The 13377-nt window shown below is 62.7% G+C and carries 16 protein-coding genes and 1 pseudogene; 11 read left to right on the top strand and 6 right to left on the bottom strand.

Features of this window, described 5'->3' with window-relative positions; genetic code table 11:
* Positions 1-46: 46 nt before the first annotated feature.
* The 5 genes from argF (at position 47) to queE (ending at position 4045) form a co-directional block, all read left to right on the top strand.
* Positions 47-913, top strand: a complete 867-nt coding sequence (gene argF / locus H3Z74_RS14720; RefSeq protein WP_229727087.1) for an ornithine carbamoyltransferase — start codon at positions 47-49, stop codon at positions 911-913.
* Between the two features lie 176 nt (positions 914-1089).
* Positions 1090-2001 carry an Hsp33 family molecular chaperone HslO gene (gene hslO, locus H3Z74_RS14715; RefSeq protein WP_187760359.1) on the top strand — a complete coding sequence of 304 codons (912 nt, stop codon included), beginning with the start codon at positions 1090-1092 and terminating at the stop codon, positions 1999-2001.
* Between the two features lie 130 nt (positions 2002-2131).
* A complete protein-coding gene (locus H3Z74_RS14710) occupies positions 2132-2545 on the top strand; it encodes a DUF3617 domain-containing protein (RefSeq protein WP_229726598.1) in 414 nt (137 codons plus the stop codon).
* Positions 2546-2710: 165 nt separating this feature from the next.
* A complete protein-coding gene (gene queC / locus H3Z74_RS14705) occupies positions 2711-3400 on the top strand; it encodes a 7-cyano-7-deazaguanine synthase QueC (protein ID WP_187760357.1) in 690 nt (229 codons plus the stop codon).
* Between the two features lie 12 nt (positions 3401-3412).
* Entirely contained in the window at positions 3413-4045 is a 633-nt protein-coding gene (queE, locus tag H3Z74_RS14700) for a 7-carboxy-7-deazaguanine synthase (RefSeq protein WP_187760356.1), read from the top strand.
* Between the two features lie 288 nt (positions 4046-4333).
* Here queE and H3Z74_RS14695 read toward each other — a convergent pair whose 3' ends face one another.
* From H3Z74_RS14695 to lipB, 3 genes are all read right to left on the bottom strand, one after another.
* Positions 4334-5023, bottom strand: a complete 690-nt coding sequence (locus tag H3Z74_RS14695) for a hypothetical protein (protein WP_187760355.1) — start codon at positions 5021-5023, stop codon at positions 4334-4336.
* A gap of 190 nt (positions 5024-5213) precedes the next feature.
* Entirely contained in the window at positions 5214-5474 is a 261-nt protein-coding gene (locus tag H3Z74_RS14690; RefSeq protein ID WP_187760354.1) for a hypothetical protein, read from the bottom strand.
* 89 nt (positions 5475-5563) lie between these two features.
* Positions 5564-6253 (bottom strand): lipoyl(octanoyl) transferase LipB, encoded by a 690-nt coding sequence (gene lipB / locus H3Z74_RS14685; RefSeq protein ID WP_187760353.1) that lies wholly within the window; start codon positions 6251-6253, stop codon positions 5564-5566.
* A 186-nt stretch (positions 6254-6439) separates the two neighbouring features.
* On the opposite strand from lipB, the gene H3Z74_RS14680 reads away from it, so the two are divergent.
* Positions 6440-7165 (top strand): hypothetical protein, encoded by a 726-nt coding sequence (locus H3Z74_RS14680; RefSeq protein WP_229726597.1) that lies wholly within the window; start codon positions 6440-6442, stop codon positions 7163-7165.
* Positions 7166-7207: 42 nt separating this feature from the next.
* The gene (locus tag H3Z74_RS14675; protein ID WP_229726596.1) at positions 7208-7975 is read left to right on the top strand and encodes a hypothetical protein; all 768 of its coding nucleotides are present in this window, start codon (positions 7208-7210) and stop codon (positions 7973-7975) included.
* Here H3Z74_RS14675 and H3Z74_RS14670 read toward each other — a convergent pair.
* The 3 genes and pseudogenes from H3Z74_RS14670 to H3Z74_RS14660 form a co-directional block, all read right to left on the bottom strand.
* The gene (locus tag H3Z74_RS14670; RefSeq protein WP_187760350.1) at positions 7930-8538 is read right to left on the bottom strand and encodes a GNAT family N-acetyltransferase; all 609 of its coding nucleotides are present in this window, start codon (positions 8536-8538) and stop codon (positions 7930-7932) included. The two genes, H3Z74_RS14675 and H3Z74_RS14670, sit on opposite strands and share 46 nt — an antisense overlap.
* A pseudogene (gene hemF / locus H3Z74_RS14665) lies at positions 8529-9373 on the bottom strand (oxygen-dependent coproporphyrinogen oxidase). Before hemF ends, H3Z74_RS14670 begins: the two are co-directional and overlap by 10 nt.
* A gap of 17 nt (positions 9374-9390) precedes the next feature.
* Positions 9391-9840, bottom strand: coding sequence for a tRNA (cytidine(34)-2'-O)-methyltransferase (locus tag H3Z74_RS14660; RefSeq protein ID WP_187760349.1), 450 nt, complete (start codon positions 9838-9840; stop codon positions 9391-9393).
* A gap of 182 nt (positions 9841-10022) precedes the next feature.
* Between H3Z74_RS14660 and petA the strand changes: the two genes are divergently transcribed.
* Genes petA through H3Z74_RS14640 form a run of 4 tightly spaced genes read left to right on the top strand, consistent with a single transcriptional unit; the run spans position 10023 to position 13319 of the window.
* Positions 10023-10607, top strand: coding sequence for a ubiquinol-cytochrome c reductase iron-sulfur subunit (gene petA, locus H3Z74_RS14655; RefSeq protein ID WP_187760348.1), 585 nt, complete (start codon positions 10023-10025; stop codon positions 10605-10607).
* 10 nt (positions 10608-10617) lie between these two features.
* Positions 10618-11901, top strand: a complete 1284-nt coding sequence (locus H3Z74_RS14650; protein ID WP_187760347.1) for a cytochrome b — start codon at positions 10618-10620, stop codon at positions 11899-11901.
* Positions 11902-11922: 21 nt separating this feature from the next.
* The gene (locus tag H3Z74_RS14645) at positions 11923-12762 is read left to right on the top strand and encodes a cytochrome c1 (protein ID WP_187760346.1); all 840 of its coding nucleotides are present in this window, start codon (positions 11923-11925) and stop codon (positions 12760-12762) included.
* On the top strand, positions 12759-13319 hold the full coding sequence (locus tag H3Z74_RS14640; protein ID WP_229726595.1) for an adenine phosphoribosyltransferase: 561 nt from the start codon (positions 12759-12761) through the stop codon (positions 13317-13319). Before H3Z74_RS14645 ends, H3Z74_RS14640 begins: the two co-directional genes overlap by 4 nt.
* Positions 13320-13377: the final 58 nt, after the last annotated feature.

Raw genomic sequence — 13377 nt, 5'->3', positions numbered from 1 at the left:
TCATTTCCTCGACCTGTCGGATGCCGGGGGCGACGGGATCGCGGCGATGATCGCCGACGCGCTGGACCGCAAGGCACTGCGCCAGGGCTGGCCAAAGGGTAAGGCCGACGCCGATGCCCCGCTTGCCGGCCATGTGCTGGGCATGGTGTTCGAAAAGAACTCGACCCGCACGCGCGTGTCCTATGACATGGCGATGCGGCAATTGGGCGGCAGTTCGATCGTGCTCGATGCGGGTACGACCCAACTCGGGCGCGGTGAGACGATCGCCGATACCGCGCGCGTCCTGTCGGGCTATTGCGACGCGATCATGATCCGCACCGACGATCACGCCAAGATCGAGCAGATGGCCGAATATGCCAGCGTGCCGGTGATCAACGGCCTGACCGACGCCTCGCATCCGAGCCAGATCATGGCCGATCTGCTGACCGTGATCGAGGCGGGCAAGCCGCTGCCCGGCCTGAAATGGGCGTGGCTCGGCGACGGCAACAATGTGCTGGCATCGATCATGGAAGCCGCCGCGCTGATGCATTTCGATGTCGTGGCGGCATGCCCGCAAGGGTTCATGCCGTCGGAAAGCGATGTCGCGCGGGGGCAGGGGCGTGCACGGGTCGTCGGTACCGCGGCGGAGGCGGTCGAGGGCGCCGATGTCGTGGTCACCGATACCTGGATCTCGATGGGCCAGGAGCATGCCGAGACCAAGCTCAAGGCGATGTGGCCCTATCAGGTGGACGAGACGCTGATGGGCAAGGCCAGGGCGGATGCGGTGTTCATGCACTGCCTGCCCGCGCATCGCGGCGAGGAAGTGACCGACGCGGTGATGGACGGGCCGCAATCGCTGATCTGGAAAGAGGCGGAGAACCGCATGCATGCGCAGAAATCGATCCTGCGCTGGTGCTTCGGGCAGATCGGCTGAGAGCTTGTTTGAAAATTCGCTCTTTCGTGAATTTTCAAACAGACTCTGACCAAGCCGGCGAGTTGTCTCGCAGATTGTAGCGCCTATCTTCCGTCATCCCCGCGAAAGCGGGGATCCCGCTGCCTTTGTGCAGCGTCAGTAGAAGAAGCGGGATTCCCGCTTTCGCGGGAATGACGATGGAAGACGATAACATTAGCGACACCGACCGCGCGCTCGGTTTCACCATTCCGGCGCGGCATGCGCGTGGGCGGATCGTGCGGCTCGGACCGGTGCTCGATACGATTCTCGCCGCGCATGCCTATCCGCCCGCGATCGAGGCTTTGCTGGCGGAGGCGCTGACGCTTGCCGCGCTGATCGGCTCGACCCTGAAGGATGCCGGCGGCCAGCTGACCCTGCAGGCGCAGACCGATGGTGGCGTGGTCAAGCTGCTGGTGTGCGATTACAAGGGCGGCGAGTTGCGCGGTTATGTCGATTTCGACGCAGAGCGCCTCGCGGCAGGACCGGAACAGCCGAGCCTGTTCGCGCTGTTCGGCGCCGGCTATCTCGCGATCACCTTCGATCAGGCGGCTACCCGCGAGCGTTATCAGGGCATTGTGCCGCTCGACGGCGATACGCTGGCGCAGGCGGCGCAGAATTATTTCGTCCAGTCGGAACAGATACCGACCCTGGTCAAGCTCGGCATTGCGCGCCGTGCCGATGGCAGCCATGTCGCGGGCGGGCTGTTCCTGCAGCATCTGCCTGAGGGCGAGGAGGGGCGTGAGCGCCTCCATACGCGGCTCGACCATCCGGAATGGGAGCATGTCGCGATTCTCGGCGGGACGATGGGCATCGACGAACTCGCCGATCCGGTCTTGTCGCTCGAAACGCTGATCTGGCGATTGTTCAACGAGGAAGACGAGGTACGCCTGCTGTCGGAGGTTGCGATGACGCGGGGTTGCCGTTGCTCGCCGGAGTATATCGCGCAGGTGTTGGGCAAGTTTCCGGTCGAGGAGCAGCGCGCCATGGCGGGGGACGACGGCATGATCACGGTCGATTGCGCCTTTTGCGCACAAAAATTTCCTGTCGCCGTGACAAATGTCGTTTTGTGACAATCAATGTCGTTTCGTGACCGTTATTGTAAGTCTCCGGCACGTTCCCCAAATGGCGAGGGGGTGCCGATAGGAGCCGCGTAGTTCGCGGCCATCGACGGGTGGAATTGAGAAGATGCGGGTTTCGACGATGATCCGCCCGGCACTGTTCGGGCTGCTGTTTCTGGGTGGTGTCGCTGCTGCCGAAGGGCCTGCCGCAGCACCGCATCTCGCTGCGCTCGATGCGATCGAACAGGGGCAGTGGCAGCTGCGTGAAGTCGGCGGACCCGGTTCGCGCAGCCTGTGCGTCGCCGATCCGCGCGTCCTGCTCCAGCTTCAGCACGGCAAGGCGCAATGCTCGCGGTTCGTCGTTGCCGATACGGCCAATTCGGCGATCGTCCATTATACCTGTCCGGGTTCGGGGCATGGACGCACCACCATTACCGTCGAAACGGGGCGTCTGTTCAAGCTGCAGACGCAGGGGATCGCCGACGGTGCGCCGTTCGACATGAGCTATGAAGCGCGTCGGACCGGCGCATGCGGCGCCGGAACTGCGTCCCGTTAAGAGCTTGTTTACCGTCAGGATGATAGGAATCTTGCGTGTCATTTACGGGCACGCTTTCTTCCCTAGAGGGCTCCGGGAGGAGCCACCCCTGGGTCGCTTACGGGCGGCCCGTTTTTTTGCTCAGGGTTGCGGTGGCGGGTCAATGGTCCTAGCGCGGGTCGCATAATGACATCTGCAGATACTTATGCGGTCGTCCTGATCTCGGGCGGCCTTGATTCGATGGTCGCGGCGGCGCGCGCGCGCGAGGACGGACACCGGCTGCTTGCGCTGTCGATGGATTATAACCAGCGCCACCATGTCGAGCTCGCCGCGGCGCGGCGCATTGCCCATCTGCTCGGTGCGGAACGCCATATCGTCATGCCGCTCGACCTGTCCGCGTTCGGCGGGTCGGCGCTGACCGCGGATATCGATGTGCCCAAGACGGGTGTCGAGGCGGGGATTCCGGTCACCTATGTCCCGGCGCGCAACACGATCTTCCTCAGCCTTGCGCTGGGCTGGGCGGAGGCGGCTGGCGCGCGTGATCTGTATATCGGGGTCAATGCGCTGGATTATTCGGGCTATCCCGATTGCCGCCCCGAATTCATTGCCGCGTTCGAGGCCTTGGCGGAACTCGCCACCAAGGCCGGCGTCGAAGGCGCACCATTCCGCATCCACGCACCGCTGCAGCATATGAGCAAAGCCGATATCGTGCGCGAAGCCGCCCGGCTCGGGCTCGATGCCGGCGTCAGCTGGTCCTGCTATGACCCGGCGCCCGGCGGGCTGCATTGCGGGCGCTGCGATTCCTGCCGGTTGCGCTCGAAGGGCTTTCAGGATGCGGGCCTGCCCGATCCGACCGCCTATGCCGTTATTCCCTAAGGCCCGTTCGACATGAGCTATGCCGTCAAGGAGATGTTCCTCACCCTGCAGGGCGAGGGCGTGAACGCCGGACGGCGCGCCGTGTTCGTGCGTTTTGCCGGTTGCAACCTCTGGTCGGGCCGCGAGCAGGACCGGGCGAGCGCGATCTGCCAGTTTTGCGATACCGATTTCGTCGGCGTGGATGGGTTGGGTGGCGCGAAATTCGCCACGGCCGACGCACTTGCCGAAGCCGCGCTCGGCTTCTGGGGTGAGGGAGATACCAGTCTCTTCGTTGTGCTGACTGGGGGCGAGCCCATGCTTCAGGTCGATGACGCGCTGGTCGATGCGCTGCATGCACGCGATTTCGAGATCGCGATCGAAAGCAACGGCACCTTGCCCGTTCACCCCGGCATCGACTGGGTCTGCATCAGCCCCAAGGCAGGAAGCGAGGTCGTTCAGCGCTCAGGCGACGAGCTGAAGCTGGTCTGGCCACAGGCCGGCACCGACCTGGACGAAATCGAGCGCTGGGATTTCGATCATTTCCTGCTGCAACCGATGGATAATCTGCAGGCGGTCGCCAATCATGCGGCGGCGATCGCGCTGGTCATGGATCGCCCGCACTGGCGGCTCACGATCCAGACGCACAAATTGCTGGGATTGCGCTGAGCTTTTCAGCAGGCAAGGCTGGGCCTCGTGCTGGCCCGATTGTCATGCCTGAGGGCAGTGGTATCTAGTTAAATACCTGATATATAATTGATTTATTTGATTCTCGTCGGGCCGACGCCAGACGAGATATGCAACAACCGGTGTCCCATATCTCTCGTCGCTCGCTCACGCGGCTCAGCTGCGGCGATCCAACCTTCATACAGGATCGGGCATGTCATCGCTCGCCGGACTGATACCGGCGCGCTCTTTCTCCGTGTGGATCTGAGCCGCAATCGGCGCTCGATATCCCTAGTAGCGCGTCACCCATTGAACATCCGGACCGCATTTTTTCGGGTTCCATATGCCTTGTTTGGTCCAGCATATCGCATCGAGACGGGGCAGGATCATGCGGCGGTCGAAGCGCATGCCGCGGGGAAAGCGCTGTTCGCCATAGGGGATCAGGCTGTTGCGCAAGGAGCGCATCCGGTTGCTCGCGACTTCGTGCAGCGACCCGCGTGGTGCAAAGATCGCTTCGCGGCCGACCAAGGCGGCCGTTTGGCAGAAGCCGAACTGCGCTGAAGCGGTCGAGAAACTGCCATAGATGCGCGTTCCGAACTGATCGAGCGCCAGCTGGCCGGCTTTGGGGCCCTTCGCCTTGTTGATGCGGATAAAATATTTGGCGAGCGTATCGTAGGTGGTCTTCAATTCGTCGCGGTGGTCGCGCAGCATCGCGTTGTAGTTCGGGACTGTCAGCAAGGTCGGTTCGAACTGGCATTGCAATGCGGAGATGTTCAACGCGGCGCGCAGGCTCCAGACAAGCGATGCGCGAAGTTCCGCGTCGGTCGCGCCGGGCAAGTCGATCCCGATGCCGGGCTCGTCGCCGCGCACCGGTGCACCACTGAAGTCGCGGGAAGCCATGAAGAATTGCGCCGACGCCGGTGCCGCGGCGAGCGTACCGGTGGCCATGAAGGCCGCAACAAGAATACGCACCACAGTCATCACTAACCTCTCACAGCCGCACCAGCACCGGTTAGGGCCTTTTGTGCGCGGTCCCAAGCATTTTTACCATGATTCCATATGTTACAGCGCGCTGGATCATCGCCCAGGCCATCGCCGATCCACGGAACTGGAATCGAAAGGGCCGCCCGGTTTCCCGGACGGCCCCCGAACCTAACAACCCGAGGGTCGATTAGTTTGCGTTCGTGGTCGTCGTCGAGTTCGACACAACGGTTTCGTTCGACACAACGGTGTCGTTCGCCAGAGCCGCGCCATTGTCGGTGCCCGCGCCGTCGACTGCGGTCATGTTGTCCGAGGTCATGGTGTCCATGCCTTCGGTGGCGTTCAGATCGGTAACCAACGTGTTGTCGGTGGTCGTCGTGGTGGTCGGACCGCAGGCCGAAACCGCCAGAGCCGCGCCAACGATCATGGCTTTGGTGATGAATGCACGCATTTGGAAAGCTCCCTAGATAATGGATCTGGATGGCCTCGAGACCTTAATACCCAAACCGTGGTGGACATTAGACTTAATACGGGTGTGCCTCAAGCCCAGTTTTCTCGTGGTGAAGAAACTGTTTCAAGGAACGTGTCGGCGCTCAACGCAAGGGCCGCGTCAAAGGTTGCAAAATCCGTTGGTTTTCCGAGGGTCCTGGCGCTGGTCACGGGAAACTCGGCGAGGCCGCACGGGACGATTCCGCCGAAATGCGAGAGGTCCGGGGACAGGTTGACGGAAAACCCATGCATCGTGACCCATTTCTTCACGCGCACCCCGATCGCTCCGATCTTCGCCTCGCGCCCCGCGTCGAGCGTCCAGATGCCGATCCGGCCCGGGGCGCGAAATGCCTCGATCCCGATCACGCCCAGGGCGTCGATCACCCAGCCTTCGAGCGCATGGACGAAACGGCGCACATCGCGCCCACGCTTGTTGAGATCGAGCACGATATAGCCAATCCGCTGCCCAGGGCCGTGATAGGTATAGCGCCCGCCGCGCCCTGCATCGATTACCGGGAAACGCGGGTTGATCAGCTCGGCCGGGTCGGCGCTGGTGCCGGCGGTATAGACCGGGGGATGTTCGAGCAGCCAGGCCAGTTCGCGCGCCGACCCGCCGGCCACGTCCTGCGCGCGTCCCTCCATTTCGGCCAGCGCGTCGGTATAGCCTACCGGCTGCGGCGCGACGCGCCATTCGATGTCGTCAAGAAAGCTACCCACATCGGTGCAATTGGGCCAGCACATGCGCTTGTGCAAGCATTGGCAAGCGCGCCGCGCCTGGGCTAACAGCAGACCAAGCGCGAACGACGCGCCCGGGAGTCGCATCTGATCATGGTCAACATGGGTAATGTCTGGGATCGCGCGACCGAGTTTTTGAGCGATAATCTTTCGGCGATCGTACCTATTGCATTGTTTGCGATTTTCCTGCCGTTGTCCCTGCAATCCAATCTTCAGCCGCTGGCCAGGACCGCGCCTTCGGCGGCGGTGGCGATCAACATCATCTGGTATGTAGCGGCGATCCTCTCGCTCTGGGGCCAGATCGCAATCATCGCGCTGGCGATCGATCCGGCGGCGGGGCGTCCGGCGGCGATCCACGTGGCCAACAAGCGCGTGGCGCCGGCGATCGGTATCATGTTGCTGCTGCTCATCGCATCAATGTTTCTGATCGCTCCGATCGGCGTGGCGATGGGTCTTGCGGGTTTCGATTTTGCCGCGGCCGTGGCGGGGAGCAAGCAGGACCTGCCCTCGGGCGTCGCCGGCTTTATCGCCATCTATCTCCTGATATTGACGGTGGCGGGGTGCTGGATCGCCGCGCGCCTTGGCCTGATCTACCCGATCATCGTCTGGGAACGGCGCGGCATGGGGGTGTTCCGCCGGTCATTCATCCTGACGCGCGGTATCGTCTGGAAGATCATTGGTGTGACGATCCTGTTCGGCGTCGTCGCCGGCGTCGCGATCATTGCCGCGCAATTGGTCTTCGGGTCGATCCTGCGGCTGGCGATGGGAGGAGAGGGCGATATTTCCGTCGCGACAGTGCTGACATCGGTCCTGGTCGGCGCAGTGACCACAGCCTTTATCGTGCTATACTCCGCCTTCACCGCCAAATTGTACCTGGCGGTCCGCGACCGGCGGGAAGCCATTGTTGAATCGGCATGAAGCGCGACGTGAAATGAAAAACGGATTCCGATGAAAAATAATATGGCGGGCGCGCTCGCCGACGCATGGACGATGTGGAAGGCCGATCGAGATCTGCTGATTCGGGTTGCCGGGTTGATTTTCTTCCTGCCGCGCTTTGCCGTTCTCGTGCTGACGCCGTCCTTTGTTGCGCCGCCGGTTTTTCCCGGATTCGAGGCCAAGGAGGCTGCCCTTCAATCCTATACTGCGGCCAGTCAGCAATGGTTTCTGACCTATGGCACAGGGCCAGTGGTGATTTCGCTCGTCACCCTGTTCGGCGTGCTTGCACTGACCATCATGTATCTGGGCAGCCATCGGCCGGACACCAGGGCGGCGTTGGGATCGGCTGTGCGCCTTCTGCCTCGCTATATCGTCGTCGCGATCCTGTTGGCGCTGCCGCTCGAATTATTCGTGAAGGCCTCGCCGTTGCTCATTCTCCCCGCCTTGTATCTGGCCGGCAGGTTGTTGCTTGTGACGCCGGCGTTCGTCGCCGAGCAGCCGATCGGCATTCTCGCAACCTTCCGTCGCAGCTGGGCATCGACGCAGGGGATGGGTCTTCCACTGACCGGGCTGGCGTGCATCGCCATTTTCGGCGGTTTTCTCTTTGCCCTGCCATTGGCCTTGATCGGCGCCAGCCTTGATGGTGCGCCGATGGCGAATCCGGTGATTGCGATCATCATCGATGCGGCGACAGCCGCGATCCTGTCGGCCGGGGTGGTTGCCGCGATCCTGATCCAGGTGGCGCTCTACCGGCGATTGGCGTCGAGGCCGGTGTCGAACATCGGTATTTGAGGCGCTGCATCGCGTGGCAGCGCGCCGGTCAGGCGCGGGTCGGGAAACGTCTCGATGGTGCGCTTGATGGGGGCGAAGCCGGACTTGCGATAGAAACCCAGCGCCGACGGGTGATCGAGCGTGCAGGTATGCACCCAGACACGATCGATCCCTTTGATCCAGGCGCGGGTCAGTGCCTGCGCCATCAGCCAGCGGCCATGGCCCTGTCCGGCAAGTTCCGGGACCAGCCCGACATAGGATAGCTCGCAGGTGCGCGGTTCGCGGAAATCGAGTTCGAGCATGCCGACCTCAATCCCTGCCGGATCGATGATGGCGAAAATGGCGACATCGGGATCGTGAATGATCCGGACCAGCGCCTCGTCGTCCATGACCAGGCGCGAAAACCATAGCCAGGGCGCGCCCACCCGGCGGAACAAGGCTCGATATTTGTCGGATGTTGGCCGATCCCAGACCACCAGTTGCAGGCGCGAGTCGGGCAGGAGGCGCGCGGGCGGACGCTTGCGCATCTCCAGCGTGGTAACGATCGTTGCTACCTCGCTTTCGGGGACCGGCGTCAGTCCCATGTCGCGACCGGCGGCAGGCTCATCAGGATCGCATCGATATTGCCGCCGGTCTTGAGCCCGAACAATGTGCCGCGATCATAGACCAGGTTGAATTCGGCATAACGGCCGCGCCACGCGCGCATTGCGGCAATCTCAGCATCGTCGAAGGGGGTATTCATCCGGCGTCGCACGATTCGGGGATAGGTATCGAGAAACGCTCGACCGACATCCTGGGTGAAAGCGAAATTGGCGGCGAAATCGCCCTCCAGATGATCGTAGAAAATGCCGCCGACGCCGCGATGCACTCCACGATGCGGAATGTAGAAATAATCGTCGGCCCATTTTTTGAAGCGCGGATAATGGCCGGCGTCATGGATATCGCAAGCGGTCTTGAGCGCCGCGTGGAAATCAGCCGTGTCCTCCTCGCGCGGCAGCGGCGGATTGAGGTCCGCCCCGCCCCCGAACCAACGCCTGGTGGTGACCAGGAAGCGCGTGTTCATGTGTACCGCCGGCACATGCGGGTTGGCCATGTGTGCGACCAGACTGATGCCGGTGGCGAAGAAGCTGGGATCCTCGCCAGCGCCATGGATCGATTTGGCGAAATCGCCCTCGAACGTGCCGCCAACGGTCGAGACGTTGACGCCGACCTTCTCGAACACCTTGCCCTTCATCACCCCGCGTACGCCACCCCCCCGGGCGCGCCCGAAGGGTCGGCGCGATCCCAGGCGATATACTCGAAGCTGGCGCCGGATCCCGCCTCGCGCTCGATCTGCTCGAACTCGGCGCAGATCAGGTCGCGCAGCTGTTCGAACCAGCCGCGCGCCTGCGCCTGTTCCCCATCCATTTCGATATCCATCTCGATGCCCGTCTCGTTCACGCGGGATATCCTCCGGTTTGCCGCAATGCTTCGCCGAGCGCGATGCCCGTCGCGACCGCGACGTTCAAGGATCGCATGCCCGGCATAAGCGGTATCCGTACCGCCAGCTCAGCGCGCGTGTGCACATTGGCGGGAACGCCGCTGCCTTCCGATCCCATCAGCAACACATCGTTGGAGGCGAACCGCGCCGTATCGAGGCGTTCTCCGCCGCGGGTCGTCAGCAAGACGACCCTGCCGGTCACCTGCGCCTCGAACGCAGCCCAATCGGCATGGCGCGTCACGAGCGCCGCCGGGACATAGTCCATTCCGGCCCGGCCAAGGGCGCGATCGGAAAAGGCGAATCCCATCGGCTCGATCAGATCGACACCGACACCAAGGCACGCTGCGGTGCGCAGAATCGTGCCGACATTGCCGGCGATATCGGGCTGATAGAGGGCAATGCGCATATTTCGAGCATATCCAGCCTCGTCACTGTCGCAACAAGCCTAAAATGCTGTTGGCAAAGCCGTCCGCTCGCGTCTATCAGGCCGCCAGCCTCCGTGGGGACGGGACAGGCTGGCTGAGGGCAATCTTTCTGCGCGACGCCTCGCCACCGTTCGAACGGGTCAAGAAGTGCAAGGGCAAGTGAATGGCAATTGTTGATACCGCGGTGCCGCCCGGGGAAGACCCGGCTCCTTTCCACGAACAGGTGGATGACCCGCGTCGCCGTGATTTCATCAATATCGCGGCGGTCGCCTGGATCGGTGTCGGTGGCGCGGTGACCGTGCTGCCGCTGCTCAATCAGATGAATCCGTCGGCCGACGTGCTTGCGCAATCGACCACCGAGATCGATCTGTCGAAGATCGTTCCGGGTCAGGCGATCAAGACCTCGTTCCGCAAGCAGCCCTTGTTCGTGCGCAACCTGACGCCGAAGGAGATCGCCGAAGCCGACGCAGTCGACGTCAAGACGCTGCGCGACCCGCAGACTCTGGCTCAGCGGACCAAGGAAGGCCACAAGAACTGGCTGATCACGCTTGGCGTGTGCACTCACTTGGGCTGCGTGCCGCTGGGCGCGGGCGAGGGTGAGATCAAGGGGCCGTTCGGCGGCTATTTCTGCCCGTGCCACGGCTCGGCCTATGATACCGCCGCCCGCATTCGCAAGGGTCCGGCGCCCACCAATCTGCACGTGCCGGATTACACTTTCTCGTCGGACACGACGGTCGTCGTCGGTTGAGGATCCAGATATGAGCTTTCCCTGGGCCAAGCATTATGCGCCGACCAACCCGCTGATGAAGTGGGTGGACGAACGGCTGCCGCTCCCCCGTCTCGTTTATAATGCCGTCGGCGCGGGTTACCCTGTGCCGCGCAACCTCAATTATTTCTGGAACTTCGGCGTCCTCGCCGGCGCCGCGCTCGGTATCCAGATCATCACCGGCATCGTCCTCGCCATGCATTATGCGGCGAATGGCGGCGTGGCGTTCGATTCGGTCGAGCATATCATGCGCGACGTCAATGGCGGCTGGATGCTGCGCTATGCGCACGCCAATGGCGCCTCGATGTTCTTCATCGTGGTCTATGTCCACATGTTCCGCGGACTCTATTACGGCTCGTACAAGGCGCCGCGAGAGATGGTGTGGCTGCTTGGCGTGGTGATCTTCCTGCTGATGATGGCGACCGCCTTCATGGGCTATGTCCTTCCCTGGGGCCAGATGAGCTTCTGGGGTGCGCAGGTCATCACCGGCTTCTTCTCGGCGATACCCGTGGTCGGCGAAACGATCCGCGTCTGGCTGCTCGGCGGCTATGCGCCGGACGACGCCGCGCTGAACCGCTTCTTCTCGCTCCATTACCTGCTGCCGTTCGTGATTGCGGGCGTCATCATCTTGCACATCTGGGCGATCCACATTCCGGGATCGAGCAACCCGACCGGCGTGGAAGTGAAGGGTGAACAGGACACCGTGCCGTTCCACCCTTACTACACGGCGAAGGACGGCTTCGGGCTGGGCATCTTTTTGCTGATCTTTGCGGTGCTGCTGTTCTACGCGCCGAATTATCTGGGGCATCCGGACAATTATGTCCCGGCCAACCCGCTCTCGACGCCCGCGCACATCGTGCCCGAATGGTATTTCTGGCCCTTCTACGCGATCCTGCGCGCCTTCACCGTCGACTTCATCATCCCGGCGAAGCTGTGGGGCGTGCTGGCGATGTTCGGCTCGATCCTGTTGCTGTTCTTCCTGCCCTGGCTGGACAGCTCGCCGGTGCGTTCGGCCAATTACCGGCCGACCTATCGCATCTTCTTCTGGATCCTGATGCTCGACATCCTGGTGCTCGGTTATTGCGGCGGATCGCCAGCCGATCCGGTCTATGTGATCCTCAGCCAGATCTGCGCCGCATATTATTTCGCCCACTTCCTGATCATCATGCCGATGATCGCGCGCTCCGAACGGCCGCGGCCGCTGCCCAATTCGATCACCGAAGCGGTGTTGTCGAAGCATGGCGGCACCAGCCCAGCCGCGTCCGCGCTGGCGTAAGCGAACAAGAGGGATATCGACATGGTTCGCTTCATCGCATTGCTCGTCGGGGTCGCCTTTGCCGGTGTGCTCCTGCTCGCACTGGGCAATACCGTTTATGGCGTGGTCACGGATCCGCCGGCGGCGACCGCTGAGCATGAGTTCCATCTTCACCCGAAGGAACTGAAGCTCGCATCGGACGGCGCATTCGGCAAATATGACAACCGGCAGCTGCAGCGCGGCCTGCAAGTCTACAAGGAAGTCTGCTCGGCGTGCCATTCGCTCCGCCTGGTTTCCTTCCGTGACCTTGAGGGCATCGGCTACAACGAAGCGCAGGTGAAGAACTTCGCCGCCAGCATCGACACGATCCCGTCGATCAACCCGGACACGGGTGAGGCCTCGACGCGCAAGGGCATTCCCTCGGATCGCTTCCCGTCGCCGTTCGCGAATGACGTCGCCGCGCGCGCCGCGAACAACAATGCGATCCCGCCCGATCTGTCGCTGATGACCAAGGCGCGTCATGACGGCTCGGCCTATGTCTATTCGCTGCTCACCGGTTTCCAGAACCAGCCCGCAAAGCTGCTCAAGGAATTCCCGGACTCGAAGACGCCGCCGGGGCTGCACTACAACCCCTATTTCGCGAATCTCAATCTTGCGATGGCGCCGCCATTGACCTCCGAAGGCCAGGTTGCCTATCTCGACGGCACGCGGCCGACGGTCGACCAGATGGCCAAGGACGTTTCAGCGTTCCTGACCTGGACTGCCGAGCCGAAGCTGCAGGCGCGTCGCCAGACCGGCTTTGCGGTGATCGGCTTCCTGCTTGTCTTCTGCGTCCTTGCCTGGGGCGCGTACCAGAATGTCTGGCGCAACGTTAAGCATTGAGGGTGTCCAGCGGCGCACCCAACAATGCCAATGATGACCTGAAGGCGCTGATTCGTACGATCCCCGACTTTCCGAAGCCGGGAATCATGTTTCGCGACATCACCACCCTCCTGCTCGACGCTCATGGCCTGGCGCAAAGCGTAGAGCGTATGGCCGCGGCCGCCAGTGGCAGGGTCGATCTCGTCGCGGGCATCGAGGCGCGGGGGTTTCTGTTTGCTGCTGCGCTTGCGTTGCCGCTCAAGGCCGGTGTCCTGCTGATCCGCAAGGACGGCAAATTGCCGGGCGCCACCATCGCCGAGGACTATGCGCTCGAATATGGCACTGACCGGATTGCGATGCATGCCGATGCCTGCACGCCCGGCGCCAATGTCCTGTTGATCGACGATCTGATCGCCACCGGCGGCACCGCGCGGGCAGCCGTCCGCCTGTTGCGCAAGGCCGGCGCGATCGTGACGCAGGCGCAGTTCCTGGTCGACCTGCCTGATCTGGGGGGTGCCGACGCGCTGCGCGCCGACGGGATCGATGTCACGTCGCTGGTGGCTTTCGCGGGGCATTAAGGGGCTGACGGGCCGGGGCGAGCGGAACAACGCCTGCCGGGCCGTCGTTCTACCATCG

This window comes from Sphingomonas alpina (genome assembly GCF_014490665.1).
In the GTDB taxonomy this organism is placed as follows: Bacteria; Pseudomonadota; Alphaproteobacteria; order Sphingomonadales; family Sphingomonadaceae; genus Sphingomonas; species Sphingomonas alpina.
The sequence above is the reverse complement of the archived record's forward strand: the minus strand, read 5'-3'. Positions and strand labels throughout refer to the sequence as shown.

What these genes read in the sequence shown, in the direction of transcription:
- argF (WP_229727087.1), top strand. Translation starts at nt 47, where the DNA reads ATGATCGCCGACGCGCTGGACCGCAAGGCACTGCGCCAGGGCTGGCCA.
- hslO (WP_187760359.1), top strand. Translation starts at nt 1,090, where the DNA reads ATGGAAGACGATAACATTAGCGACACCGACCGCGCGCTCGGTTTCACC.
- H3Z74_RS14710 (WP_229726598.1), top strand. Translation starts at nt 2,132, where the DNA reads ATGATCCGCCCGGCACTGTTCGGGCTGCTGTTTCTGGGTGGTGTCGCT.
- queC (WP_187760357.1), top strand. Translation starts at nt 2,711, where the DNA reads ATGACATCTGCAGATACTTATGCGGTCGTCCTGATCTCGGGCGGCCTT.
- queE (WP_187760356.1), top strand. Translation starts at nt 3,413, where the DNA reads ATGAGCTATGCCGTCAAGGAGATGTTCCTCACCCTGCAGGGCGAGGGC.
- H3Z74_RS14695 (WP_187760355.1), bottom strand. Translation starts at nt 5,023, where the DNA reads ATGACTGTGGTGCGTATTCTTGTTGCGGCCTTCATGGCCACCGGTACG.
- H3Z74_RS14690 (WP_187760354.1), bottom strand. Translation starts at nt 5,474, where the DNA reads ATGCGTGCATTCATCACCAAAGCCATGATCGTTGGCGCGGCTCTGGCG.
- lipB (WP_187760353.1), bottom strand. Translation starts at nt 6,253, where the DNA reads ATGTGCTGGCCCAATTGCACCGATGTGGGTAGCTTTCTTGACGACATC.
- H3Z74_RS14675 (WP_229726596.1), top strand. Translation starts at nt 7,208, where the DNA reads ATGGCGGGCGCGCTCGCCGACGCATGGACGATGTGGAAGGCCGATCGA.
- H3Z74_RS14670 (WP_187760350.1), bottom strand. Translation starts at nt 8,538, where the DNA reads ATGGGACTGACGCCGGTCCCCGAAAGCGAGGTAGCAACGATCGTTACC.
- H3Z74_RS14660 (WP_187760349.1), bottom strand. Translation starts at nt 9,840, where the DNA reads ATGCGCATTGCCCTCTATCAGCCCGATATCGCCGGCAATGTCGGCACG.
- petA (WP_187760348.1), top strand. Translation starts at nt 10,023, where the DNA reads ATGGCAATTGTTGATACCGCGGTGCCGCCCGGGGAAGACCCGGCTCCT.
- H3Z74_RS14650 (WP_187760347.1), top strand. Translation starts at nt 10,618, where the DNA reads ATGAGCTTTCCCTGGGCCAAGCATTATGCGCCGACCAACCCGCTGATG.
- H3Z74_RS14645 (WP_187760346.1), top strand. Translation starts at nt 11,923, where the DNA reads ATGGTTCGCTTCATCGCATTGCTCGTCGGGGTCGCCTTTGCCGGTGTG.